Genomic DNA, 25,308 nt, shown 5'->3' on the forward strand with positions numbered 1-25,308 from the left:
TTATAAAATTATTTATTAAGCTTCTGATTTATCCTTATTTCTGATTTTGGTAAAATACCAAACGTTCGGGTTCACATTAACCTCTTCCAATACATGGTATGCTCTCTCTTCATTTACCTCTTTGGTAGCCGAAAGGGTGTCTTCCTGTATCTTCAAAGTAGCTGTAATCTTACTGTTTGGATCATTCATATCACCGAATACGATCGCATCAGTAGGACATGCAGTAGCACATGCAGTATTAATCTCTCCGTCCTGAATTTTTCTATTCTCTCTCTTCGCAGTCAATTTACCTGATTGAATACGTTGCACACACATAGAGCATTTTTCAATAACTCCCCTTGCTCTTACAGTCACATCTGGATTTAGTACCATTTTACCTAAGTCATCATTCTGAGCTACGTTTACTGTAGCAAATGATTTGTTGTCATGGTATTTGAACCAGTTGAATCTTCTTACTTTATACGGACAGTTGTTTGCACAATATCTTGTACCTATACATCTGTTATATGTCATTTGATTCAGCCCCTCAGAAGAGTGAGTCGTTGCAGCTACTGGACATACAGTCTCACATGGAGCATTGTTGCAATGCTGACACATCATAGGCTGGAACACAACTTCTGGATTCTCTGAAGCAATCTCTAAACCTGCATTATCTCCAACTTCTGCATCAGAGCTATAGTATCTATCGATACGAATCCATGCCATCTCTCTTCTATTGAGAACCTCTTGCTTACCAACTACAGCCACGTTGTTTTCAACTTGACAGGCTACAGTACAAGCTCCACAACCAATGCAAGAGTTCATATCAATAGCAAGTCCCCAGTGGTGTTGGCTATACTGATGTCCTTTCCAAAGTGATATTTTGGATGGTTTTACAAACTCACCTTCTTTATATATTTTTGGTTGATATCTTCCTGCAAAAGCATCCTCTTTATACTCAGGCAATATAGACTCTTGAACCACAAAGTCACGCCCCATATAAGTCTGGTGTGTTTGTGTCTGAGCTATTTTGTATTTATCCGAAGTCAATTCTACAGATACTCCCTCAGTTATTGCAAAATTAACAAAACCATCTTTTAAGCTAAGTAATTCGTAAGCATTGACACCTACTCCATTTGCAACTCTACCAGCCTTTGTTCTACCATACCCTAGTGCCAAACCTACAGTCCCATTAGCTTGACCTGGTTGTACAAGCACTGGAACTATTACAGACTTATCACCTACGGTAAGTTTAGCCTTTTGAGTAGCTCCTTCAAACATTTTTAAGCCATTATCATTAGCCCACTTTTGAGAAACTGTCAAATAGTTATCCCAAGTGGCTTTTGAAATTGGATCAGACATTTCTTGAAGCCAAGGATTATTAGCAAAAGTACCATTACCAATACCAATTTTAGTGTAAACAACTAATTCAGTACCAGTATTATCTGCCTTGTAAGCTTTAGCTACAGCAGATGCCGCAGCTGAAATATCACCCACAGCAGAGGCTGCCACAGATTCTGAGGCAATGCTATATACACCGTTGAATAATGATCGATCCCAGAACTCTTGGAAATCTGAAATTTCAGATTGAGTTCCATATACATTCGATCTCCAATTTTCTTGTAAGAAATCGTAGTAGTTAGTAGTATCGCCTGACCAAGTCAAGAAGCTTTCTTGTGCTTGTCTTGTGTCAAAAAGTGGTGAAATAGTAGGTTGAGACAACGAGTACTCTCCTTTTCTAGGATTGAAATCATTCCAAGACTCTAAATAGTGATGATCTGGTGCTACATATTGTACCAAAGAAGCTGTCTCGTCCATTGTACCATTTGTAGCCACTGAGACCTTCGCTTTTGCAATTCCCGCAGACAGTTCTGCACCTTTTGCAAAATCATACGCTGGGTTACAGTTGTAAAATACGACTCCTCCTACTCTACCTGCATTCAAATCTGCTACAAATTGATTCATTCTAGCATCATCACCTTTTCTAAAGTAAGAAGGCTTTGAGTAATCTACTGTAATTCCATTGTTATTTAGCAAATCATTGATTGCATTGATCACCACTTGCACATTAGGATCATTTGATCCTGATACCACTATAGATGACCCTCTATTTGCCCAAAGTTCATTTGCAGCTTTTTCTAAATAAGCAACTTCTACAGCTGAAGCTGTGTATGTTGAAGAGCCAGCTTTCTTTGCAATAGCATTGTAAAGTGCTAAAACTGCAAGTCCACTTTGAGAAGCTTTGATTGGTGTTCTATAATCAGCGTTCGAACCAGTCAAAGAAAGGTTTGATTCAAACTGATAATGTCTTGACATTTCTGGTTTCTCCTTTGTAATCTTTCTGCCCTTTGCGTATTGCTTAGCAAATTCGATTGGAGAAATCCACGTTCCTAAAAAGTCTGCTCCAAAGCTTACTATTACCTTAGCCTTGTCGAAATGATAGGTAGGTAGTGCAGCAGCACCATAGCTTACTTCAGCAGCTTTTGTGATACCGTAATTGGAAACTGGATCATAAGTGATTATTTCTGCACCCCCAAAAGCATCTGCGAATTTTGCCAAGGCTGCTTCTGTAGAGGGGGAGATTAGGGTATTGGTGACGATTTTAACTGCACCAGCAGAAGCTAGTTTAGATTTTACTTCTGAATCTAATTTCGCCCAGTCAGATTTTTCTCCATTGATATAGGGACCAGTTAATCTTTGTTTGTCATACAATGACAAAACAGAAGCTTCAACGATAGCACTTACACCTTTTCCATTGATTGAGGAAAGCTCATTTCCATCAACTTTTATTGGTCTACCCTCTCTAGTTTTCACTACGATGGACGCATAGTCCCCACCAGAAGCAAATGTAGAGGCGTAGTAGTTAGGAATAGAAGGATTTATGTCTACGGGCTTGTTCACATAAGGAATCGCCTTTCTTACAGGCGCTTCACAAGCTGCTAAAGAAGCTGCTGCCAAACTGAAACCCATTAATTTTAGGAAATCTCTTCTTGAAGGGCCTTCTTCTCCACTTCCAGAAGATGCAAACTCAGGAAATTCCTTATCTGCATTTTTAACAAACTCAGGATCGTTTGTTAATTGTTCAATTCCTTTCCAATATTTCTTGTTATTTTCTTTCATTTTATATTCAAGAAAAGTAGTTCTCAATAGATTTAATTAATAGTGACATTTAGCACATTCCAAGCCACCGATATCTTTCACCTTCAAGGCGTTCTTGCTGTCAGAATGTAGTTGCACCAATTTATCATAATATTCATTTCCAGCTGTATTGATATTAGTCTGTCTGTGACAGTCTATACACCAACCCATTGTCAATGAACTATGCTGATGAACAACTTCCATTTCTTGTATTTGTCCATGACATGTCTGACAATCGATCCCACCTACTGCCACGTGCTGTGCGTGATTGAAATAGGCTAGGTCAGGTAAATTGTGAATCCTTACCCACTCAATAGGCTCATTCTTCTCAACAGCGTTGTAGATTTTCTGTATCTCTGGAGAAATACCATCTTTTCCACCAACATTCTGAATATGAGTATGGCAATTCATACAGATATTTGCAGATGGTATATTGGCAGATTTCCCAAGTTCTACACCTGTATGACAATATTGACATTCAATTTCATATTGACCTGCATGTAGTTGGTGTGAGAAAGCAATTGGCTGCTTCGGTGCATATCCTTGCTGAATACCTACACTATACAACCCATCGATTGCTGTTTTTGCAACCAAGGCAATTACTAACGCAGTAACGATGATCACAAAAGCATCACTCTTCAATATTTTACCAAAATCAAATTTTTGGTTGATGAATTCTTTATCATCTTCATCCAAGTTCTGATTGTTCAAGTATTTCGTCAATACAGAAATAATCAACCCTAGAACGATAAGAATGAGTAATAATACGACAACCATTACCGCTACGATAATAGTCAAATACTCACTAGGTACTCCTGAACCACCCGAAGATGCCTGAGATCCTTCACCAGCTGCTACTTCACCTCCAGTAGATCCCTTATCTCCATACTCGATGTAGGAAAGTAGATTTTCTAAATCTGTGTCACTTAAGAAAGTGTGAGAAGGCATGGCAAGGTTATTGAACTCCTTGTAAATGGCTACTGCCTGAGCATCCCCAGAGGCTATCAATGCACTTGAATTCTTGATGAAATTCTTTGCCCAGTCTATGGTTCTTCTCTCTGTCACACCGCGAAGGGCTGGCCCGGTGTATTTTTGATCTAGTTTATGACAGGTCTTACAGTTGGCATTGAAGAGGGTTTTACCCGCCGCAATGGCTTCTTCACTGTCAGAAACATCCGGATGAGCAGCGAAGGCTTGTGCTCCTATCATTAGGAATAACACCATAGCCAGCGTGCTAATTCTTAAGGGAACACTTAATAATGAGCGTTTGATTGACATATTTATTACTTATTAAACAGTTTAATTCACGGTTTTTAAATAAACAGTGCAAATGTACTACCCCGTTTCTACATTTCAAACTTGACATCATTTCTTGACAATGAAGCGCACAAAGCTGATAGTATATCGTATTTAATTGTTTATCAATTATTTACATCACAATAAATCATTTTAACATTAATTTAGAATCTTTATAAATAAATCTTTGTTTGCAGATTTTGGATGATTGGAGAATTCCTAATACTTTCAAAATTTTCATTTACATAAATTTCTAATCATTTTTTGGAAAATTTGATATTATACCTACATTTGCATTCCATTTACATAATGGTCGGGTGGCCGAGTGGCTAGGCAGAGGTCTGCAAAACCTTGTACAGCGGTTCGAATCCGCTCTCGACCTCAAAAGCACTTCATTTAAAGAAGTGCTTTTTTTATTTAAATTCATCTATTTCTCACCATTTCAGTTTTCATACTAGTAGATATTTTTTTACTAAAATTCAGCATCATTTCTTTTTCCATATTTATCGACAACTAGCCTTTTACCAAAGACATCAAGTTCCCACTTAAGTCTGATTTTCAATAAAATTCTCAATGATGTAATTTCATTTACCTTTGCAGCTATGTAGCTTACTTTTTACTCATTTGACATATTGCCGTTATATTTTTCGTTAGTGCCAATTTCACATTTTTGGAAAAATGATTTGATTTTACGCCCCACTGAGAACATATATCTTCCTCTCTTCAAAACACTTCTGTCAACAATGGCTTATTTCAAGTATATTAAAAGTTGTTAATCACATTCCTGAAAAATGACAAATGATCGGCCATGAAAAAAATCACCCTTAAAGTAAATGGTAAAAAAACCAAACATGAACTAGACCCAGAGGAGCCTTTACTCTATGTGCTGAGGGAGGAGTTTAAATTGTCTGGTGCCAAATATGGATGTGGCCTTCATCAATGCGGCGCATGCATGGTTTTAGTAGATGATCAAGCGGAGCCCACGTGCATGAACTCGTGTGAATATTTTGAAGGCAAAGACATTGAGACTATTGAACACTTATCTCAAAATAATAAGCTCCATGCAGTTCAGAAAGCATTTTTTGAAGCACAAGCGGCTCAATGTGGGTATTGCTTGAATGGCATGCTGATATCAGCTGTAGCCCTTTTACGCAATATTCCCCAGCCTAATAGATTACAAATCAAGGATGCACTACAACAAGTAATCTGTAGGTGTGGTACCCATGTCAGATTTATTAGAGCTGTAGAAAATGCTATAGCCCAAAAAGAATAAGATATGAAAGACACCACCACCAACAATCAGAACAGAAGATCATTTCTCAAAACAAGTGGTCAATTAATCATTGGTTTCAATTTGTTCCCATTTTTACAGTTTTGTACAAACCCAGAAAATCAAACGGATCTAAGTACATACCCAGGCATAGCGATAAGACCTAACGCTGGAAAGGATATTATGGACTCTTGGATCAGATTAGATGCTAAGGGTTTTGTCACGGTTTTAACTGGAAAACAAGAATTAGGACAAGGTATCAGAACAGCACTTTTGCAAATAGCCGCAGAAGAATTAGAAGTGCCCTTTGACATTTGCCATATCATCAATGGAGATACTGCTCAGACTGCAAACGAAGGCTATACCGCAGGAAGCAACTCTGTAGAGGGCAGTGGTAGTGCAATAAGACAAGCTGCAGCAGAAGCTAAATACTATTTGATCCAAGAAGCTGCCAAACTTTGGCAAGTCAATATCGATCAAGTAGAAGCAAAAAACGGAGCAATTCTGGGGCCAGAAAACAGGAAAATCAGCTACTGGGAACTATTAAATGGAGAATTTATAGAAGGCAAGATCACTGGTGAAGCTCCTATCAAAAACCCTAAAAATCATGTAATTGTCGGGAAATCCATCCCAAGAGCTGACATTTCAAAAATGATAAAGGGTGAGCCACATTTCATACATGATCTTCGACTCGAGGGAATGCTTCATGCCAGGGTAGTCCACCCTCCAAGCTATAATGCTAAGCTAGAAGCATTAGACGAAAGTAAAATTTCTCAACTACCCGGAGTCGTGAAACTTATCGTTGACGGTAGTTTTGTAGCTATTGTGGCCAAAAGAGAATATCAAGCTATCAAAGCTCGTGAAAAGATAATAGAGATCGCTAAATGGGAGTCCACCAATATTGAGCCAGCTATGGGAGACCTTTTCTCCAATATGAAAAATAAAGCTAGCAATCCAAAAGAAGTAGAAGCTAGCCCCACCATCAATCAAACGATAAAACAAGCTAAAAATCAGCTAAAATCAACTTATAGAAAGCCATATACCATGCATGGGTCAACAGGACCTGGTTGCGCCGTTGCCCAATGGGATAATCAAAAATTAACCGTTTGGTCACCTACACAAGGTGTGTATCCATTGCAAAACACTTTGGCAGACTTGTTTTCTATAGAGAAAGAAAGTATTCGATGTATCGGTATGCCTGGCTCGGGATGCTATGGACACAATAGTGCTGATGATGTCTCAGCCGAAGCAGCTATGATTGCAAGACACCTACCGAATCAGCCTGTGAGGCTTCAATGGATGCGCGACAATGAGCATCGATGGGAGCCTTATGGAAGTGCTATGCAGCTCACTTTAGAGGCGGGCTTGGATCAAAATGGAAATATCACCTCTTGGAAAACAGAGATATGGTCTGATACACATAGCACAAGACCAAATGGGAATGCTGGGCACTATGTTTCTGCTAGACATCTTGCGAAGCCGTTTGAGTTTAAGAAGGGCGGATTTTCTGGAGGATCTTATAGGAATGCTTCACCATTATATGAGATCACTGACAAGGCATTATTGCTATATGATTATGAAGGACCACTTCGAACCTCTGCCTTGAGGGGTCTTGGCGCTTATGGAAATATTTTTGCCTTGGAATCTTTTATCGATGAGCTGGCAAGTATAGCCAAAATGGACCCATTCGATTTTAGAATTCAAAACCTCAAAAACAATAGGGCCATAGAGGTCTTGAAAACTTTAAAATCTAAAACTGAATGGGAAAACCTTTCTGAAAGAACAAAATCAAAAAGCGGAATTGCCTTCGCTCAATATAAAAACTCGGCTGCTTATTTTGCTGTAATGGTAACCTTAGAAAATGAAGGAGAAAAACTGAAAATCAAGAAAATGATCAGCGTAATAGAAGCTGGACAATGTATCAACCCTGACGGCTTGATCAATCAGACTGAAGGCGGCATGATACAATCTGCAAGTTGGACAATCCTTGAGGCAGTTCAATACAATGAAAAAGAGATTATCAGCAAAGATTGGAACTCCTACCCCATCTTTAGAGCTAAAGATATTCCTGATATCGAAGTACACATCATTAATCGTCCTGAAGAAAAACCACTGGGCGCAGGTGAGGCTGCTCAAGGCCCTGTTGCTGCGGCAATAGTAAACGCATTATCAAATCACCTAGGGAAAAGAATTTATGAATTGCCTTTAAGGGAGTATTTTGAAAATTAAGTCTTACAAAATACTCTATCCAACAAAAAACACTTTCATTAATTCCCTTCCTCCTTCTGGAGATAAAACAGGTATTAGCTAAGCTTCACCGTCATCCAAACAAGAAATTGTAACAACAACTTTGCTCACGCTGTAATCAGTCTCGATTATGCTAAAAAAGTCACCTGGTTCAAAGCCATGGAAACCAAATCAAAAATCCAAACCTGAGAAACTCCAGAAGAGTCAGAAAGAAAGTCCATCTCATAGAAAAACATTACTATTTGAGGAGAAAGCTAGGTTTTGAAAATCGACTATTGACCACAGAAAGAAAAATAGCTTTTCCCAAGACTAAATAGAATAAAAAAAGTGGCCACCTCTTGGTAGCCACTTTCTGAAATATGGTATAAGCTAAGTCTAAATTCTTACGTCTTTAGTCTATTCTCTTATTTCTTTCCACCTTCCATTTTCTCTTTCAACTCTGCCAAAGCATCTAAGTCACCAAGGGTGGACTTTTCAGCTGGTGCAGATGATGCAGGAGCATCTTCTTTCTTCTTAGCTTTCTTAGGAGCAGCCGCTGGCTTAGCTTCTTCTCTGAAAGTAGCTGTATGAGAAAGAACGATTCTCTTATCGTCTTTAGAGAATTCAGTTACTTTGAACTCGATAGACTCACCCACTTCTACAGAAGTACCGTCAGCTTTCTCTAGGTTTTTGGTAGTTGCGAATCCTTCTAATCCGTAAGGAAGTTCAAGTACTGCGCCTTTATCATTTTTAGACACTACAGTACACTTGTGATCAGATCCTACTGGGAATACATTTTCAAAAGTATCCCATGGGTTTTCTTCCAACTGCTTGTGACCAAGAGCCAATCTTCTGTTTTCAACATCAAGTTCAAGAACTGCTACTTCTAGCTCATCTCCTACTTTTACGAATTCAGATGGGTGCTTGATTTTCTTAGTCCAAGAAAGGTCAGAAACGTGAACTAGACCATCAATACCTTCTTCCAATTCAAGGAATAAACCGAAGTTAGTCAAGTTTCTTACCACACCTTTGTGCTTAGTACCTACAGCGTACTTAGCAGCCATGTCACCTTTGGTCCATGGATCTTCAGTCAACTGCTTGATGCCAAGAGACATTTTTCTTTCGTCTTTGTCAAGTGTCAATACTACAGCCTCGATTTCATCACCTACTTTTACGAAATCAGCAGGGTTTCTCAAGTGCTGAGACCAGCTCATTTCAGATACGTGAATCAAACCTTCTACACCTGGAGCAAGCTCAAGGAATGCACCATAGTCAGCTACGTTTACAATCTTTCCTTTTACTCTAGAACCTACCTCAAGTTCAGCAGAAAGCGCATCCCAAGGATGAGCAGTAAGCTGCTTCATACCCAACGAAATTCTCTTCTTATCATCATCGAAGTCAAGAACAACGATCTGAACTTTGTCATCAAGGTTAAGAACTTCTTCTGGGTGATTGATTCTACCCCAAGAAATATCAGTAATGTGAAGCAAACCATCAACACCACCCAAATCGATGAATACACCGAAATTAGTCATATTTTTGATCACACCTTCAAGTACTTGACCTTTCTCAAGGTTATTCAAGATCTCAGCTTTTTGCTTCTCAAGATCTTTCTCGATCAATACTTTGTGAGATACTACAACGTTATCGTTAGTGTGGTTGATTTTCACCACTTTCACTTCCATTTTCTTACCTACATAGATATCGAAATCTCTGATAGGCTTCACGTCGATCTGAGAACCCGGTAGGAAGGCTTCTACACCGTAGATATCTACGATCAAACCACCCTTAGTTCTTCTCTTAACAAGACCTTCGATCACATTGTCATGCTCAAGCGCTTCTTCGATATCGCTCCAAGCACGTACCATTCTTGCTTTCTTTCTAGAAAGTACAAGCTGACCCAAAGCATTCTCTTGCTCTTCGATGAACAATTCTACCTCGTCACCGATCTTTAGGTCTGGAAGGTCTCTGAATTCTGTTCTTGGAACCAAACCATCAGATTTGAAACCAATGTTGATGATCACATCTTTATCATTGATACCAACTACAGTACCTTTGATAACTTCTTTTTCTGTGATCTCATTCAGAGTTCCAGCATAAAGAGCTTCCATTTCGGCTCTTTTGTCTTTGGAGTAACCTTCACCAAAACCTTTGGTTCCGAAATCGTCCCAGTTAAAATCTTTTTGATTAGACATATTATAAAATAATCCTGATTTTCAACAACCCTAGGATCATCGGGTTGAGGTTTTTAGTTTTAGAAAAGTCCCTGATAATCAACACCAGAAACCCCGTCCGACCGAACGGATTGCAAAGGTAGTGATTTTTAATTAATTGAAAATATTGAATAGAAAAAGTTTTGTCTAAAGCCTCAGCTTCATAAAGCTTTACCAATAAAATGAATATAGAAAAATAAAACCCTTGAGAACGTTCTCAAGGGTGAATTTTGCAAGCAAAGAGTTAGTAAATTGTTTAAACTTGTACAAAAATAGCAAAATTAACCGAGCTATGAAAATCATTCAGTGGGTTTATACAATATATGCAGCTTTATTATTTACCTTATTCATGCTGACATTTGGCTGGTTTGTGGTGATTCCTTATGCTTTATCTCCCAAGGGAGGCAAGATAGCCTTTATCGCTATCAGAATATGGATCAGTACATGGTCTACTTTGGTAGGAATTCGATACCGAGTCCATGGCAAAGAACATATCGACTTAAACCAGCCGTACATTTACATCTTCAATCATCGCTCATTCATAGATGCTCCTGTAATCCCTATGGCCATAGCTCAAGAAGTAAAAGCAATTGGCAAAAAGGAATTATCTCGGATCCCGGTTTTTGGCATAATAGCCTCCCGACTGGCTGTTTGGGTAGATAGAAAAGACGCTTTGTCAAGGAAAAAATCGGTGAAAGCATTATTAGAAATTCTACAATCGGGCATTTCTATTGTCGTGGCACCCGAAGGAACTAGAAATAACAGCAGCCATGCTCTTCTCCCTTTTCAAAAAGGTGCTTTTCGAATTGCAATAGAAACAGGTATTCATATCATTCCCATGGCAATCATTGGCGCTGACAAAGTAATGAAGAGAGGATCTATCTTGCTTAAACCTGGTTTGATCAATATCTACTTCTCAAACGCAATAGACCCAGCTTCTTTCCAAGCCAATCAAAACATCAATGGACTAGCTGAAAAGTGCTTCAATAGGTTAGAGGCTATGATTTTGACACACGAATAAAAAAACCGAGTGGCAATCACTCGGTTTTTCATTGAAATACGGATTTCTATTAAAACTTAGAAAAAGTTACAGTTTTTTGATTTCAATATTTCTAAACCAAACTTCATCTCCATGATCCTGAAGAGCAATCTTGCCTTTTTTGAACGTCCCAAAACCAGGCATGTCTTTAAATTTGCTCCCAGCTATTAGCTCTTCCCATTCAGGAGTCCACATGGTAGTCTCCACGATCTTCACACCATTCAAGTGCAATTCTAAATGACCATTGTCAGCAATGATTTCTGCAAGATTCCACTCACCTACTTCTTTCACAGTCTCTTCTGATGACTCGATCAAGTCGTACAAATCACCTGCTCTGTGTGTAGTGATTTTAGCATCCGGGTGGCCATCATTGTCGAGGATTTGCATTTCCATTCCTGTATTCCAAGGATAGCTGTACTCATCAGATTCGTGTACAAAGAAGATAATACCACTATTGCCATTTTTGGCAATCTTCCACTCTAATCTCAAGTGAAAGTTATCAAACTCTTCCTCAGTTACGATATCTCCACCATCCCCTGTTTGCCAATCAGCCTTGTTTGTAGCATCAAGATAAATTGTGCCATTTTGAACTTTCCAAGCCTCTCCTACTTCTTCCCCTCCATATTTTTTCCAGCCTTTAAATGATTCACCATCAAATAGGCTTGTCCATTCGGGCTCAACTTCGATTTCTTCTGCTTGTATCGTAACTTCCCTTATTTCTTGTGTTCGGCTACAAGAAAATGCTAAAGAAGCAGCAACAATTGCAGCAATCATAGGTTTTTTCATGATTTATTTTTTAAGTAATAAGATGTATTTGATCATATCCTCCACATCAGCTCTTTCCAAGTGTGGATGCGAAGGCATTTGAATTTCTCCCCAGTTTCCAACATTTCCATTGATCACATGATCGGCTAGCATGGAGATATTTTCTGGAGTATTTTCATATTTCGCTGCCACATCTGCATAGGAAGGACCTACTACTTTTCTCTCTATCATATGACAAGCTGTGCAACCAGCTTCCTTTGCCTTGGCAGACCCAGTGATAAATACTGGGTTATCTTTATACTTGTCTTCTAAGCTGATATTTGCTTCCTGTGTAGAGGCCGAATTGGCACCATCAGCCGATTGTGTTGACTCTTGACTGCCTCCTCCACATGCATAAGCAAGAGTGGTAAGTGCTACTAAACCAAGGGAAAGTGTTTTTCTTGAATTCATTATGTGTTTTGTGTTATTAAGGTATGGTAATATTAAATTCCTAAAATCTTTTTATTGAATGCTTCATCTGCGCCACGACCTGCAAAATCATCGAATGCTTTCTCTGTCACCCTAATGATCTGATCCGAAATAAATTGAGCTCCCTCTATCGCCCCTTGCTCAGGATGCTTGATAGCACATTCCCATTCTAGCACTGCCCATCCATCGAAATCATATTGAGAAAGTTTGCTAAATATACCATTAAAATCAACTTGACCATCTCCTAACGAGCGGAATCTTCCTGCTCGCTCTACCCATCCTTGATATCCACCATAAACACCCTGCTTCCCTGTCGGGTTAAATTCAGCATCCTTGACATGAAACATTTTGATTCTTTCATGATAAAAATCGATGAATTGCAAATAATCCAGACACTGCAATACGAAGTGACTTGGATCATACAAAATATTGGCTCTCTTGTGATGATTCACCTTTTCCAAAAACATCTCAAAAGTAACACCATCGTGCAGATCCTCTCCTGGGTGCAATTCATAACATACATCCACCCCATTTTCTTCAAATTCATTCAAAATAGGCATCCACCTTCTGGCCAATTCCCCAAAACCTGTATCTACAAGACCTGCAGGTCGCTGAGGCCATGGATACACGGTATGCCACATCAATGCACCAGAGAAAGTAGCATGTGCTGTGAGTCCCAAGTTCTTTGATGCTTTAGCCGCATACTTAAGCTGCTGGGTCGCCCAAGCTGCCTTCCCTTTTAGGTCTCCTGACAATTCAGCAGGTGCAAAACCATCAAATAATTCGTTGTATGCAGGGTGAACGGCTACTAACTGTCCTTGCAGGTGAGTAGAAAGTTCAGTAATTTCTAATCCAGCCTCATTCACAATACCTTTGATTTCATCTGCATAAGTCTGACTTTCCGCAGCTTTCTGGAGATCAATCAATCGACTATCCCAAGAGGGGATTTGTACACCATAATAACCTACTGAAGCCATCCATTCACAGATACTCTTCAGGCTATTAAAGGGTGCTTGATCATCTACAAATTGTGCCAGAAATACTGCCGGCCCTTTTATTGTTTTCATAGGTTCAAATAGTTTTTGTTATTTTATGTTTATTATTCAATAGCTATTCATAAGCTTACTTTTCTACCACTAGTGGAGTCCATTTCATATCTGACTCAGCGCTATCCAATACATGCTGCACAAAGGCCATTCCTCGAATGCCATCCTCTGCTCCCGGATAATCTAACCATTCCTTTTTAGGTTGCTGCCCTTTTTGCTTAGCCACTATGCATCTTGCAAAGTTTCGGTAAATATTAGCAAAAGCCTCAATGTAACCTTCTGGATGACCTGCAGGTGTCCTTGTGTTTTCTTGTGCTAAGCTAGAAAGATAAGGTGTCCCAGCCCTATATATTTGATCTGGCTCATTTGGCCACCTTACGATTAAAGTATTGCAATCCTCTTGCTGCCACTCTAAACCTCCTTTATCTCCGTAAACTTTAATTTTTAAATTGTTTTCAGCTCCAGTATCAATTTGAGATGCTGTGAGAATCCCCGAAGCATTGTTTTCAAACCTCATCAAGAGAGCTCCATCATCATCAAGCTTTCTCCCAGCAACTTTGATATCTATATCTGCACAAATTTTTGCTACTTTCTGACCAGATACATATTCTGCAAGATTGAATGCATGAGTTCCGATATCACCGAAACATCCCGAGCTGCCACTTCTGCTAGGGTCCGTTCTCCACTGAGCTTGTTTATTATCCTCTGTCTCTAAAAGCTTCCATAGCCAACCTTGCGGGTATTCGACATAAACTTTTCTCACTTCACCTATGACTCCATCAGCCACCATTTGCTTGGCTTGCTTGACCATTGGGTAACCTGTGTATGTATGCGTTAGTGCAAATTCGGTTTTTGCATTATGGATAATTCTGTATAACTCTTTGGCTTCTGAATAATCTAGTGTCATGGGTTTGTCTAAAATCACATGAAAACCTAGCTCCAATGCCTTTTTGGTTGGTCCAAAATGGGCATGATTTGGGGTAACAATACTCACAATATCAATGCGCTCAGAGGCAGGCAGTCGGGACTCCATTTCGAGCATTTGATCATATGATTCATAAACTCTTGAAGGATCAAGCATTAAGGCTTCACCTGCCTGCTTAGACTTCACTGGATCACTACTAAAAGCCCCAGCAGTCAATTCAATAAGCCCATCTAAAAGTGCCGCACTTCTATGAATAGCACCGATAAACGATCCTGGTCCACCGCCTATCATTCCCATCTTCAATTTTTGAGTATTTTGCATCTTGATCAATTTTATTATTAAAATTAAATTATGATATTGCTGTATTGTTCAGAATAGAATAATATACCCTAAGACAAACACCGAATACTATTGTAAATCAAAATCTTTTTTGATTTACCTTTTTGGTATAGCTGAAGTAGGCAATATTCATTCATTATTTTGAATCAGTAAAACTTAAAATTAAGAGAAAAAGGCTAAAATTTAAATTTAAAATTAATAGTTTGGCAAATCATTTCTTTAAATCTAACTACTTAAACCTATTAACCAATTAAATTAATGAGTACAGGAATTCGCTTTCGCCTATCTTTCATGATGTTCCTAGAGTTTTTTGTCTGGGGATCATGGTTTGTTACTTTAGGCACATTCTTAGGCACCAATCTAAATGCCACAGGAGCTCAAATAGCTACAGCCTTCTCAACCCAATCTCTGGGGGCAATTATCGCACCTTTTATTATAGGATTGATCGCTGATCGTTTCTTTAATGCAGAAAGGATTTTGGGATTTCTTCACTTAGTGGGAGGTGGCTTGATGTTTTACATGTATAATTCAACAGAATTTGCGAGCTTCTATCCATTCCTTTTAGTGTACATGATATTATTTATGCCTACACTGGCATTGGTTAACTCAGTTTCCTTTAATCAAATGTCTGATCCTGAGAAATCCTTTTCTGGAATTAGAGTATGGGGAACAATAGGATGGATCATTGCAGGTGCATCCATCAGCTATCTCTTTCATTGGGATTCTTCAGAAAACCTGGCTCAGGGTCTATTGAGAAACACTTTCCTAATGGCAAGTATAGGTTCTATAGTTTTAGGAATATTCTCATTCTTTTTACCAGCTACACCTCCAAAAGCTGACAAAACTCAAAAGTTAAAAGTATCTGAAATACTAGGCCTTGATGCCATAAAACTCCTTAAAGACAAAAATTTCGCTGCATTCTTTGCTTCATCTATTCTAATATGTATCCCTTTGGCCTTTTACTATCAAAATGCTAACCCATTTTTAGCAGAAATTGGAGTAAGCGACCCTACAGGAAAAATGACAATTGGACAAGTTTCAGAAGCGTTGTTCTTGTTGCTGTTACCACTATTCTTTAAGCGATTTGGTTTCAAAAAAACATTGTTGGTCGGAATGATTGCATGGGTAGTGAGGTATTTACTTTTTGCATATGGTAATGCAGATAGTGGACTTCCACTCCTGATTGTCGGTATCGCTTTACATGGAATATGCTATGATTTCTTTTTTGTGTCAGGACAGATCTACACAGACTCTAAGGCAGGGGCACGATTCAAATCTGCTGCTCAAGGCTTAATCACTTTAGCTACCTATGGTGTAGGTATGCTGATCGGCTTTTACATAGCGGGTATTGTCGCTGACATGTACTTACTGGAAGACGGCTCACATATTTGGCAATCCATTTGGTTAATACCTTCTGGAATTGCGTTAGCCGTGGTGATTTTCTTCTTGGTTTTTTTCAAAGAAGATTCCAAAAAAGTTTCAAACCTAAATTAATCCAATACCATGAATCAAATCAATAGGCGAGCAAGCATCAAGAAAATTATGGCAGGAACTTTGGCTGCTAGTGCTGCTCCTTTGATACAAATCAATGCAGAACAAGTGAAGAATCTTAGCCTAAAAGGTAATGTAAACCATGCTGTTTGTGCTTGGACTTTCCCACACTTATCCTTAGATGAACTATGTAAAGCTGTTAAAAAAATTGGCTTCAATGCCATAGATCTAGTAGGTCCAAAAGATTGGCACATTCTAAAGTCTAATGGAGTAACTTGCTCCATGTGCAACGGCGCTGAAATCTCTCTTGTAAAAGGATTCAATAATAAAGCTTACCATGATCAATTGGTTAAAAATTATTCTGAAGCGATCCCACAAGTAGCGAAGGCAGGTTATAAAAATTTGATCTGTTTTAGTGGAAATAGAGATGGGATGGATGATGAAACTGGACTTCAAAACTCTGTCGAGGGTCTAAAGAAAATAATAGGAATAGCTGAACAATATGGCGTAACACTTGTCATGGAGCTCCTGAATAGCAGGGTGGATCATCCAGATTATATGTGCGATAGGACTTCATGGGGTGTAGAGTTGTGTAAAAGACTGGGAAGTGAAAATTTTAAACTTTTATACGATATTTATCACATGCAAATAGATGAGGGGGATATCATCCGGACTATCAAAAACAATCATCAATATATTGCTCATTATCATACAGCGGGGAACCCTGGCAGAAATGAGATTGATGATTCTCAAGAAATAAACTATCCTGCTGTAGTGAAAGCTATAGTGGAGACAGGATTCAAAGGATATGTATGTCAAGAATTTATCCCAAAAGCAGAAGACAAACTAGCTTCTTTGGCAGAAGCTGTTAGCATCTGTGATGTTTAAGATTGAAATTAAAATAAGCTCAAAATAAGATTATGGCAAATCAATATGATGCAATAGTAGTCGGCTCCGGAATCAGTGGTGGCTGGGCTGCAAAAGAACTGACTGAAAAAGGTCTGAAAGTTCTACTTTTAGAAAGAGGTAAGAATGTAGAACACATCAAAGATTATAAGAATGCAACTCAAGCCCCTTGGGAAATCCCTCACAGAGGTAGGAGGACATTAGAAATGATCGAAAATCATCCCAACCTTAAAAGAGATTATGTTCTTAATGAACAAAACCTTGATTGGTGGGCACACGAATCAAATTCTCCATATGTAGAAAAGAAACCTTTTGCATGGTTTAGAGGCAATCAGGTGGGTGGAAGATCACTTCTTTGGGGAAGACAAAGTTATAGACTTGCAGATTTGGATTTTGAAGCCAATCTAAAGGAGGGTATAGCTGTGGATTGGCCTATCAGGTACAAAGACCTCGCTCCATGGTATAGCTATGTTGAGAAATTTGCAGGAATTTCAGGATCCAAAGACGGCATACCTCACCTTCCAGATGGCGAATTCCAAAAGCCAATGGATCTTAATTGCGTAGAAAAGGATGTAGCTGCTCGAATCAAAGATAAATATGGCAATTCCAGACACATGACCATAGGTCGAGTAGCGAATATTACAGAGCCGCTACCAGGAAGAACCAATTGTCAATACAGAAACAAGTGTTGGTTAGGCTGTCCATTTGGAGGATATTTCAGCACACAGTCTTCCACATTGCCTGCTGCCATGAAAACAGGTAATTTGACTTTGAGACCGTATTCGATCGTCAGCAGGTTGCTCTATGACAAAGACACAAAAAAAGCAACTGGCGTAGAAGTAATTGATTCTGAAACAAATGAAGTCATAGAATTCAATTCAAAAATTGTATTTTTATGTGCATCTGCTATCGGGTCCGCTGCAATTTTAATGAGATCAGCTACAGATGTTTGGCCAGGAGGTTTAGGAAGTAGCTCAGATCAATTAGGTCACAATATCATGGATCACCATTTTAGAGTAGGTGCAAATGGCACTGCTGAAGGATACGAGGACAAATACTATTTTGGAAGAAGACCAAATGGGGTATACATCCCAAGATTCAGGAATATAGGTGATGATAAAAGAGATTACTTGAGAGGATTTGGGTATCAAGGAAGTGCTTCAAGATCTGGATGGAGCAGAAATGTCGCCGAGATCAATTTTGGGTCACAACTTAAAGAAGCACTGAGTGAGCCAGGTCCATGGAGTATGGGGATTACTGCTTTTGGAGAAATCCTTCCTTATCATGAAAACAAAATCTCCTTAAGCAAAACTGTAGTAGATAAGTGGGGTCTTCCAGCCTTGGAAATGGATGCTGAAATCAAAGAAAATGAAAACAAAATGCGTGTAGACATGATGAATGATGCAGCTGAAATGTTAGAAGCCGCAGGACTCAAAAATGTAAACACTTTTGATGCTGGATATACTTTCGGTCAAGGAATCCATGAAATGGGTACAGCAAGGATGGGTAGAGACCCAAAATCATCCGTCCTCAATGGTAATAACCAAGTATGGGATGCCAAAAATGTATTCGTCACAGACGGTGCATGTATGACCTCAGCTGCGGCTCAAAACCCTTCGCTGACTTATATGGCACTTACGGCACGTGCAGCTGCATTTGCTGTAGAAGAACTTAAAAAAGGCAACCTTTAATCAAAAAAGTACTGAATTATGGCAATGAATAGACGTGATGCAATAAAAAGCTTTGCTTTGATGATGGGCGGAGCTATGGTAGGTGCTAATGTAATCCTTACAGGATGTAGTCCCGAAGACCAAATCGTAGGTCTGGAATTCACCCCAGATCAAATCGCATTTCTTGATGAAATTGGCGAAGCTATTATACCTACCACAGACACTCCTGGCGCAAAGGCTGCTGGAATAGGAGAGTTTATGGTCATGATGGTCAAAGACACCTACAATGGAGATCAACAAACTGTTTTTATTTCAGGATTGAATCAGTTAAGAAAGGATTTTAAAGACGCAAATGGAAAAGACTTCATGAATGCGTCTACAGATGAGCGAACCGCATTTCTCAATGAGATGAACAAAAAAGCGAAAGAAAGCGAAAATGGAGATCCAAAAGTTATCGGAATGCTCAAGGATCTTACTGTATTAGGATATTTCACCTCAGAAATTGGCGCAACTCAACAATTGCGTTTTGTAGAGGCTCCTGGAAGGTATGATGGGTGTATGGATTACAAAAAGGGAGACAGAGTATTTGCTCTTTAAAAAGTAAGAGAGACTTAAAAGAGTCTCTCTTTTTATATTAACAAAACCCTAGTTTCAAATGAAAAATAGAAGAAAATTCTTACAAGTAAGTGCTGCATTAGGAATCGGTGCACTTTTACCTTTACAATTTTGTAGCCCAAAAAAAGAAAGCGGTAATTCTAATGAAGAGTCAAAATTCAGCTCTTCAAGTGGAAATTTAGGCCCATTTGGGATTCAACTATGGTCAGTCAAAGAAGACATGATGAAAGACCCAAAAGCTACAATAGAAGCACTTGCTAGCTATGGTTACAAATATATAGAAAGCTGTAATCTAGGAAAAGGTATTTTTTGGGGTATGAAAAACACCGAATTCAAAGATCTAATGGACAGCTTAAACATAGAAATAATAGCTTCTCATACCAACACTTTTGAAAACCTTGAGCAACAAGCGAGGGAAGCTGGGGAAATTGGCATGAAGTACCTTATCAACCCGTATGTAGGCCCTCAAAAGTCCATGGATGATTTTAAACGTCTTGCAGATGAATTTAACAAACAAGGAGAGATATGTAAACAGAACGGTTTGAAATTCGCCTACCATAATCACGGATATACTTTCGACGAATTGGACGGAGAAATCCCTCAAAAGTACCTTATCGAAAATACTGATGCAGACCTTGTCAATTATGAGCTTGATCTTTATTGGGTATATACAGCTGGAGAAGATCCAATCAATTGGATAGAAAAATACCCAAATAGATTTCCTCTTGGACATGTTAAAGATAGGTTGAAAGAGGCAGATGAATCGCAGCTTGATGCTTCTACATTAATAGGCGAGGGTTCTATAGATTATGCAAAGATCATCAATACTGCAAAAAATAAAGGAATGGAATACTTCATGGTAGAACAGGAAAAATTCGATGGTCTCACACCTATGGAAGCTGCTGAAAAAAATGCAAATTACATGAGGAACTTGACAATATGAGTCAAATCAATCACATTATAACATATCATCAAGCTGTATCAATAACTTTAACACCTTCGCCTATATGAAAAGTGATTCAAAGTCACTGAAAAAACACATTTGACAGCTTGTTAAGAAACAATATTTAGCCGTTTTAGATTTAATTGAGATAGTTTACTAACTTGATTAAATCTAAAACGGCTATTAATTTTTATTCCTCCTCAATTAGCGTGGATTTTATATTTCTTGAAGCATATATCAGAATGTAAATAATCAATACCAAAATTAATAGTGCTGCAATTTCAAATTGTGCCCAAATTCTAGATCTATTTACTACTTTTTCTGAGTTCTCCGCCATTCTCTTGCCTTCTTCTATCTGTATTTGAGAGAGCTTTTCTAAATCACTCAGCGCTCGCTCTATATAGCCATTATAAATGTGAACCTGCTCTTCATTGATACCGTTTTCCTCAGAGTAGAGCAGATCATAGTCTCCAATTCTTAAATTGTTCTCTATGATTTTTCTAAAATCTGTCAAAAACTCATTTTCTGAATCTGTGAGTTTGGTAGATTCGAAAGTAGCAACGATATCTAATATATTGTCCTCATATTCTTTGATATCCTCCAATACGTGGGAGTAATCCCCTTCATCCCAGCAATGATTTACTAGCAGCTTTATTCTGAACAAGCTTTCTGATATTGAAAATATATAACTTTCTACGACTAGCCGATCCTCATAAACCGAAACAAAGGACTCTTCTAACTCAGTAAAATTCTTTCTGTCTAGGATATTTTTGCCAAAAATAACTAGTAACAAAAAAGTCAATACAACAGCTGCTTTCAGCTTATTATTCAAGGACCTGCGCGCTTTCATCATCACTTAAATTTGGGTTTATAATCCAGCTATATTACTGAAATTAATACGAATTGAACCACAAATAAAACAAAACAAAACCTATCATCAAAGCTGAAAATTAGGATAATGTGAAACAAGAATAAATGAATCGTCAAACACTACTAAATCTGGGTAAAAGAAATATAAACTTTTATGGATATACGGAACTTTGCCAATAACATTACAAAACTCCGATTTATCTAACTTCCGATATAAATTGATATTGGATACTTATGGATATTGACCATTAACAACCTGTTGAGCCAATGAATTGACGTTAATGGCAAAAAAGCGTATAATCAGATAAACTATTAAAAGATATTAACTATGCAATGATTTTCATAAAAGCTATTGAACCTAGAGGATTCAATCTAATATAATGTAAAAAAAAAACCTCCGCAATTCGGAGGCCTGTGATCCTGTCAGGACTCGAACCTGAAACCTACTGCTTAGAAGGCAGTTGCTCTATCCAGTTGAGCTACAAGACCAATAAACAAGAAAACCCCCATCTGGAGGTAACTTCTAAAATTCATATGATGCCTTCCTGAATAGACTATATAATTGCATAGTCATCGGGGAAAGGCTTCTCTCTCATACACCTTGTGTGTAATAAATGTGATCCCGCTGGGGCTTCCCGATATTGACTCCGCATTCGCTTCGTCATCGGGACAGGCTTCTCGCCCATACATCTTGTGAGTAATAAATGTGATCCCGCTGGGGCTCGAACCCAGGACCCTAACATTAAAAGTGTTATGCTCTACCAACTGAGCTACGGAATCATATATTTTTGAGAACTCATCTCTTATGACAAGTATTGTTTCTAGTCATCTATTTTCATTGTAGATGATTTGAAATGTTATTTTGTGATCCTGTCAGGACTCGAACCTGAAACCTACTGCTTAGAAGGCAGTTGCTCTATCCAGTTGAGCTACAAGACCTTGAAGTATTGATATATGGAATTTAGCAAATTGTCGGGGTGGCAGGATTCGAACCTACGACCTCCACATCCCAAATGTGGCGCGATACCGGGCTACGCTACACCCCGAACTATACTTTCAACTCCTAAATATCTATTTCAATATGAACTATTAAACATTATTAATAGTCTTTCAATTACTATCTTACATCTTAAGGTAACAACTGCATCAGCTCTGGGCTTCCCGATCTTGACTCAGCATTCGCTACGTCAGTGGAACAGGCTTCTCGGCCATACACCTTGCGTAATATTCTTGTGATCCCGCTGGGGCTCGAACCCAGGACCCTAACATTAAAAGTGTTATGCTCTACCAACTGAGCTACGGAATCTTAATAATTTACTCAACTCTCCCTTTTAGAAAGCTTTATTTTTTCCGGTTTTTGACTTGTTTTTTGTTAAATCATTGCCGTAATTGGACTGCAAATTTAAGCGGACTATTTTAAAATGCAAAACTCAAAGACAAACTTTCTTACAAAATTTACAATATTTTTACTGACAGTTATACAAAGCTTTAACTGTCAAGCCAATACAAATGAGCTTCAAAAAGCAGATTCTTTGTTTGCTACGAAGAATTATCAAGAATCAATGGTAATATATGAAAATCTACTAAATCAAGAGCAAGCTTTCTCCCCTGCAATGCTTCTGAAAATGGCTTTTATTGAAGAAGGAAGAGGTGATTTTTCAAAAGCGAGCTATTATTTGGCTAAATTTTACGACATCAATCCAAATCCAAGAGTGATTACCAAAATCAAAACATTGACTGAACAATCCAACCTAGTAGGATACGAACTAAATGATTGGGATAGATTTCTCAATTTTGCAACAGACTTTCAGATTGAAATCACTTCGACATTAAGTCTCTTACTTCTTGTTTCGGTTTTTCTATTGATATTCTTAGGCAAAAGCCTCAAAGCTCCAAAATATTACGTCCCTACATTTGCTTTGATTTTATTAACCTTTGCGTCTAACAACTTCTTGAGTGGACCTGACACTGGGATAGTGACAGGTAGCCCTACCATCATCATGGATAAGCCTACAGCAGGAGGAAAACTCCTTTACAATGTAGACCCGGGCCATAGGGTGATTATCAAATCATCAAAAGATAACTGGTATGAAATTGATTGGGAAGACAAAAAAGGATATGTGAAAAAGGAAAGCATTACAAAGCTTTAGTGTTACTTCGATGGGTAATTCCACTTATCCATCACTATTTTCAAGCTCTTCTTGTAAGCTTAAAATTTGACTAGGTGACATATACAAGTCCCGTATTTTACTTCTGTATTCCTCGCTAAAACCTTCTTGATTTAAGATGAAATTCTTAACCGTCATGATTTGATGCCCCATCCCACAAGATATGGCATAAGTATCAGCTGCAATTTCAGCCTCTGTAAGCCTTTTGTTGGACATGATGTATCTCATGCCAAAATACATCATGTTCGTGGTGCTACGCTCTTTATAATCCATTATATGACCAAGTTCATGACCAATCCAACCAACTAATGCATCATGAGGCACATCCTTTATTGCTAAAAGTGTATCTCCAAGATCCAATTCTCTGGTTATTTTTATCCTGTATTCCCGAGTTTCTTTCCCAGTCACTAGCAAAGTCAAAACCCTAGGCTGGGCTTGCATCACAGCTCCCCTGATCCTATCTCTAAACTCAAAATCAATCCTTACACCTGCCAATTCAGGAAAATAGGCTAAAGCTTCCACAACAGCATCTTTGATCTCCCAAGGAATAGTTTTGTTGTCTACTTCAAATTTATTATTGTTGACTACTTCAGGGGAAGATTCCCCATCACCACATTGACTTGTATAAGGCAAAAAAATCAAAAGAACTTTTAGGACTAAATTAAGCATACTATTATATTTATTTTCAATCAGTTATAATAGCAAATCACAAGAACTATTCCAAAATTCTTTGCCAAAAAATTGAAAAAGCTCCCAAAAATCCCCATATCAATCAACTAAAATGGATCAATACAAGACTTTTCAGGAGCTTTTGATAAAACTTAATGAATTAAGTTAAACTATATTTTGATTTTACTTGCTAGCAATGTAAGACAAAAGATCTACTACTTTATTTGAGTATCCCCACTCATTGTCATACCAAGAAACAACCTTAACAAAAGTATCGCTTAACTGTATACCTGCATCTTTATCGAAGATTGAGGTTCTGCTATCACCGTTGAAGTCTGTAGATACTACAGCGTCTTCAGTGTAGCCAAGAATTCCTTTCATACTTGACTCAGAAGCTTCTTTCATTTTGGCACAAATTTCCTCGTAAGAAGCTCCTTTCTTTAATCTAACGGTCAAATCCACAACGGATACGTTTGGAGTAGGAACTCTAAAAGCCATACCAGTCAACTTACCATTCAACTCAGGAATCACTTTACCTACAGCTTTTGCAGCTCCAGTAGATGAAGGAATGATGTTCTGAGAAGCACCTCTGCCACCTCTCCAGTCTTTGGCAGAAGGACCATCCACTGTCTTCTGAGTAGCAGTGGTAGCGTGTACTGTTGTCATCAAACCTTCTTCAATACCCCAATTGTCATTCAATACCTTCGCAATAGGAGCAAGGCAGTTTGTAGTACAAGAAGCGTTTGAAACAAATACCATATCAGATGTGTAAGACTCATGATTCACACCCATTACAAACATTGGTGTGTCATCTTTCGAAGGGGCAGACATGATTACTTTCTTTGCACCAGCATCTATATGTCCTTGAGCAGTTTCTTTGGTCAAGAAAATACCTGTAGACTCTACAACATACTCAGCACCTACTTCTGACCATTTAAGATTCGCAGGGCTCTTCTCTGCCGTCACTCTAATCTCATTGCCATTGACTACCAATTTCCCATCTTTCACTTCTACAGTGCCATCAAATAGGCCATGAGTAGAGTCATATTTCAGCATATAAGCCATATAATCTACATCGATCAAATCATTGATAGCGACTATCTGTACATCTTCTCTAGCTTGTGCTGCTCTGAAAACCAATCTACCGATTCTTCCGAATCCATTGATTCCTACTTTAATTTTGCTCATAATTATATTTAATTTATTGTTTATAGGTTTGATTACAAAATGGACTATTTCACATTGTCAAAATTTTTCACCTAGAATTATTGA

Annotated in this window: 19 protein-coding genes and 6 tRNA genes; 10 read left to right on the top strand and 15 right to left on the bottom strand. The window is 38.4% G+C overall.

Features of this window, described 5'->3' with window-relative positions:
- Positions 1-15 precede the first annotated feature (15 nt).
- Positions 16-3,099, bottom strand: coding sequence for a TAT-variant-translocated molybdopterin oxidoreductase (locus tag MM214_RS14770; RefSeq protein ID WP_241296489.1), 3,084 nt, complete (start codon positions 3,097-3,099; stop codon positions 16-18).
- Between the two features lie 36 nt (positions 3,100-3,135).
- Positions 3,136-4,395: a c-type cytochrome gene (locus tag MM214_RS14775; protein ID WP_241296492.1), complete on the bottom strand. Its 1,260-nt coding sequence runs from the start codon at positions 4,393-4,395 to the stop codon at positions 3,136-3,138.
- A 329-nt stretch (positions 4,396-4,724) separates the two neighbouring features.
- Here MM214_RS14775 and MM214_RS14780 point away from each other — a divergent pair.
- The 3 genes from MM214_RS14780 to MM214_RS14790 all read left to right on the top strand — a co-directional run bounded on the left by MM214_RS14780 (position 4,725) and on the right by MM214_RS14790 (position 7,912).
- A tRNA-Cys gene (locus tag MM214_RS14780) sits at positions 4,725-4,795 on the top strand.
- Between the two features lie 426 nt (positions 4,796-5,221).
- Positions 5,222-5,686, top strand: a complete 465-nt coding sequence (locus tag MM214_RS14785; RefSeq protein WP_241296494.1) for a (2Fe-2S)-binding protein — start codon at positions 5,222-5,224, stop codon at positions 5,684-5,686.
- A gap of 3 nt (positions 5,687-5,689) precedes the next feature.
- A complete protein-coding gene (locus tag MM214_RS14790) occupies positions 5,690-7,912 on the top strand; it encodes a xanthine dehydrogenase family protein molybdopterin-binding subunit (RefSeq protein WP_241296496.1) in 2,223 nt (740 codons plus the stop codon).
- A 422-nt stretch (positions 7,913-8,334) separates the two neighbouring features.
- Here MM214_RS14790 and rpsA read toward each other — a convergent pair whose 3' ends face one another.
- Positions 8,335-10,104 carry a 30S ribosomal protein S1 gene (gene rpsA / locus MM214_RS14795; protein ID WP_241296498.1) on the bottom strand — a complete coding sequence of 590 codons (1,770 nt, stop codon included), beginning with the start codon at positions 10,102-10,104 and terminating at the stop codon, positions 8,335-8,337.
- A gap of 310 nt (positions 10,105-10,414) precedes the next feature.
- Between rpsA and MM214_RS14800 the strand changes: the two genes are divergently transcribed.
- Entirely contained in the window at positions 10,415-11,143 is a 729-nt protein-coding gene (locus MM214_RS14800) for a lysophospholipid acyltransferase family protein (RefSeq protein WP_241296500.1), read from the top strand.
- A 66-nt stretch (positions 11,144-11,209) separates the two neighbouring features.
- Here the strand turns inward: MM214_RS14800 and MM214_RS14805 are convergent, their stop codons facing one another.
- The 4 genes from MM214_RS14805 to MM214_RS14820 are packed head-to-tail and all read right to left on the bottom strand — an operon-like array spanning position 11,210 to position 14,686.
- Positions 11,210-11,947 carry a 3-keto-disaccharide hydrolase gene (locus MM214_RS14805; protein WP_241296502.1) on the bottom strand — a complete coding sequence of 246 codons (738 nt, stop codon included), beginning with the start codon at positions 11,945-11,947 and terminating at the stop codon, positions 11,210-11,212.
- 3 nt (positions 11,948-11,950) lie between these two features.
- Positions 11,951-12,376 (bottom strand): c-type cytochrome, encoded by a 426-nt coding sequence (locus tag MM214_RS14810; protein WP_241296504.1) that lies wholly within the window; start codon positions 12,374-12,376, stop codon positions 11,951-11,953.
- A gap of 32 nt (positions 12,377-12,408) precedes the next feature.
- Positions 12,409-13,461, bottom strand: a complete 1,053-nt coding sequence (locus MM214_RS14815; protein WP_241296506.1) for a sugar phosphate isomerase/epimerase family protein — start codon at positions 13,459-13,461, stop codon at positions 12,409-12,411.
- A gap of 55 nt (positions 13,462-13,516) precedes the next feature.
- Entirely contained in the window at positions 13,517-14,686 is a 1,170-nt protein-coding gene (locus MM214_RS14820; RefSeq protein WP_241296509.1) for a Gfo/Idh/MocA family protein, read from the bottom strand.
- Positions 14,687-14,962: 276 nt separating this feature from the next.
- Between MM214_RS14820 and MM214_RS14825 the strand changes: the two genes are divergently transcribed.
- The 5 genes from MM214_RS14825 to MM214_RS14845 are packed head-to-tail and all read left to right on the top strand — an operon-like array spanning position 14,963 to position 20,329.
- Positions 14,963-16,198, top strand: coding sequence for a nucleoside permease (locus tag MM214_RS14825; RefSeq protein ID WP_241296511.1), 1,236 nt, complete (start codon positions 14,963-14,965; stop codon positions 16,196-16,198).
- 9 nt (positions 16,199-16,207) lie between these two features.
- Positions 16,208-17,083, top strand: coding sequence for a hydroxypyruvate isomerase family protein (locus tag MM214_RS14830; RefSeq protein WP_241296513.1), 876 nt, complete (start codon positions 16,208-16,210; stop codon positions 17,081-17,083).
- Positions 17,084-17,115: 32 nt separating this feature from the next.
- Positions 17,116-18,792 (top strand): GMC oxidoreductase, encoded by a 1,677-nt coding sequence (locus tag MM214_RS14835; protein ID WP_241296515.1) that lies wholly within the window; start codon positions 17,116-17,118, stop codon positions 18,790-18,792.
- Between the two features lie 18 nt (positions 18,793-18,810).
- Complete coding sequence (locus MM214_RS14840; protein ID WP_241296517.1) at positions 18,811-19,368, top strand: gluconate 2-dehydrogenase subunit 3 family protein; 558 nt, start codon at positions 18,811-18,813, stop codon at positions 19,366-19,368.
- Positions 19,369-19,426: 58 nt separating this feature from the next.
- A complete protein-coding gene (locus tag MM214_RS14845; protein WP_241296519.1) occupies positions 19,427-20,329 on the top strand; it encodes a sugar phosphate isomerase/epimerase family protein in 903 nt (300 codons plus the stop codon).
- A 190-nt stretch (positions 20,330-20,519) separates the two neighbouring features.
- On the opposite strand, the gene MM214_RS14850 is transcribed toward MM214_RS14845, so the two are convergent.
- From MM214_RS14850 to MM214_RS14875, 6 genes are all read right to left on the bottom strand, one after another.
- Positions 20,520-21,182 (bottom strand): MCP four helix bundle domain-containing protein, encoded by a 663-nt coding sequence (locus MM214_RS14850; RefSeq protein ID WP_241296521.1) that lies wholly within the window; start codon positions 21,180-21,182, stop codon positions 20,520-20,522.
- A 432-nt stretch (positions 21,183-21,614) separates the two neighbouring features.
- A tRNA-Arg gene (locus MM214_RS14855) sits at positions 21,615-21,688 on the bottom strand.
- 218 nt (positions 21,689-21,906) lie between these two features.
- A tRNA-Lys gene (locus MM214_RS14860) sits at positions 21,907-21,979 on the bottom strand.
- An 85-nt stretch (positions 21,980-22,064) separates the two neighbouring features.
- Positions 22,065-22,138 (bottom strand) — tRNA-Arg (locus tag MM214_RS14865).
- A 33-nt stretch (positions 22,139-22,171) separates the two neighbouring features.
- A tRNA-Pro gene (locus tag MM214_RS14870) sits at positions 22,172-22,245 on the bottom strand.
- Positions 22,246-22,432: 187 nt separating this feature from the next.
- Positions 22,433-22,505: transfer RNA gene (locus MM214_RS14875), tRNA-Lys, on the bottom strand.
- Between the two features lie 115 nt (positions 22,506-22,620).
- Here MM214_RS14875 and MM214_RS14880 point away from each other — a divergent pair.
- Entirely contained in the window at positions 22,621-23,349 is a 729-nt protein-coding gene (locus MM214_RS14880) for an SH3 domain-containing protein (protein WP_241296523.1), read from the top strand.
- A gap of 24 nt (positions 23,350-23,373) precedes the next feature.
- Here the strand turns inward: MM214_RS14880 and MM214_RS14885 are convergent, their stop codons facing one another.
- Both MM214_RS14885 and gap read right to left on the bottom strand, forming a co-directional pair.
- On the bottom strand, positions 23,374-24,036 hold the full coding sequence (locus tag MM214_RS14885; RefSeq protein ID WP_241296525.1) for a hypothetical protein: 663 nt from the start codon (positions 24,034-24,036) through the stop codon (positions 23,374-23,376).
- Between the two features lie 183 nt (positions 24,037-24,219).
- Complete coding sequence (gap, locus tag MM214_RS14890; protein ID WP_241296528.1) at positions 24,220-25,224, bottom strand: type I glyceraldehyde-3-phosphate dehydrogenase; 1,005 nt, start codon at positions 25,222-25,224, stop codon at positions 24,220-24,222.
- Between the last annotated feature and the right edge of the window lie 84 nt (positions 25,225-25,308).

It is taken from the genome of Belliella kenyensis, from assembly GCF_022549675.1.
In the GTDB taxonomy this organism is placed as follows: domain Bacteria; phylum Bacteroidota; class Bacteroidia; order Cytophagales; family Cyclobacteriaceae; genus Belliella; species Belliella kenyensis.

Coding starts and splice junctions, on each gene's coding strand:
- MM214_RS14790 (WP_241296496.1), top strand. CDS start 5,690: ATGAAAGACACCACCACCAACAATCAGAACAGAAGATCATTTCTCAAA.
- MM214_RS14880 (WP_241296523.1), top strand. CDS start 22,621: ATGCAAAACTCAAAGACAAACTTTCTTACAAAATTTACAATATTTTTA.
- MM214_RS14770 (WP_241296489.1), bottom strand. CDS start 3,099: ATGAAAGAAAATAACAAGAAATATTGGAAAGGAATTGAACAATTAACA.
- MM214_RS14885 (WP_241296525.1), bottom strand. CDS start 24,036: ATGCTTAATTTAGTCCTAAAAGTTCTTTTGATTTTTTTGCCTTATACA.
- MM214_RS14845 (WP_241296519.1), top strand. CDS start 19,427: ATGAAAAATAGAAGAAAATTCTTACAAGTAAGTGCTGCATTAGGAATC.
- MM214_RS14810 (WP_241296504.1), bottom strand. CDS start 12,376: ATGAATTCAAGAAAAACACTTTCCCTTGGTTTAGTAGCACTTACCACT.
- MM214_RS14825 (WP_241296511.1), top strand. CDS start 14,963: ATGAGTACAGGAATTCGCTTTCGCCTATCTTTCATGATGTTCCTAGAG.
- MM214_RS14835 (WP_241296515.1), top strand. CDS start 17,116: ATGGCAAATCAATATGATGCAATAGTAGTCGGCTCCGGAATCAGTGGT.
- MM214_RS14840 (WP_241296517.1), top strand. CDS start 18,811: ATGGCAATGAATAGACGTGATGCAATAAAAAGCTTTGCTTTGATGATG.
- MM214_RS14800 (WP_241296500.1), top strand. CDS start 10,415: ATGAAAATCATTCAGTGGGTTTATACAATATATGCAGCTTTATTATTT.
- MM214_RS14850 (WP_241296521.1), bottom strand. CDS start 21,182: ATGATGAAAGCGCGCAGGTCCTTGAATAATAAGCTGAAAGCAGCTGTT.
- MM214_RS14775 (WP_241296492.1), bottom strand. CDS start 4,395: ATGTCAATCAAACGCTCATTATTAAGTGTTCCCTTAAGAATTAGCACG.
- MM214_RS14805 (WP_241296502.1), bottom strand. CDS start 11,947: ATGAAAAAACCTATGATTGCTGCAATTGTTGCTGCTTCTTTAGCATTT.
- gap (WP_241296528.1), bottom strand. CDS start 25,224: ATGAGCAAAATTAAAGTAGGAATCAATGGATTCGGAAGAATCGGTAGA.
- MM214_RS14820 (WP_241296509.1), bottom strand. CDS start 14,686: ATGCAAAATACTCAAAAATTGAAGATGGGAATGATAGGCGGTGGACCA.
- MM214_RS14830 (WP_241296513.1), top strand. CDS start 16,208: ATGAATCAAATCAATAGGCGAGCAAGCATCAAGAAAATTATGGCAGGA.
- rpsA (WP_241296498.1), bottom strand. CDS start 10,104: ATGTCTAATCAAAAAGATTTTAACTGGGACGATTTCGGAACCAAAGGT.
- MM214_RS14815 (WP_241296506.1), bottom strand. CDS start 13,461: ATGAAAACAATAAAAGGGCCGGCAGTATTTCTGGCACAATTTGTAGAT.
- MM214_RS14785 (WP_241296494.1), top strand. CDS start 5,222: ATGAAAAAAATCACCCTTAAAGTAAATGGTAAAAAAACCAAACATGAA.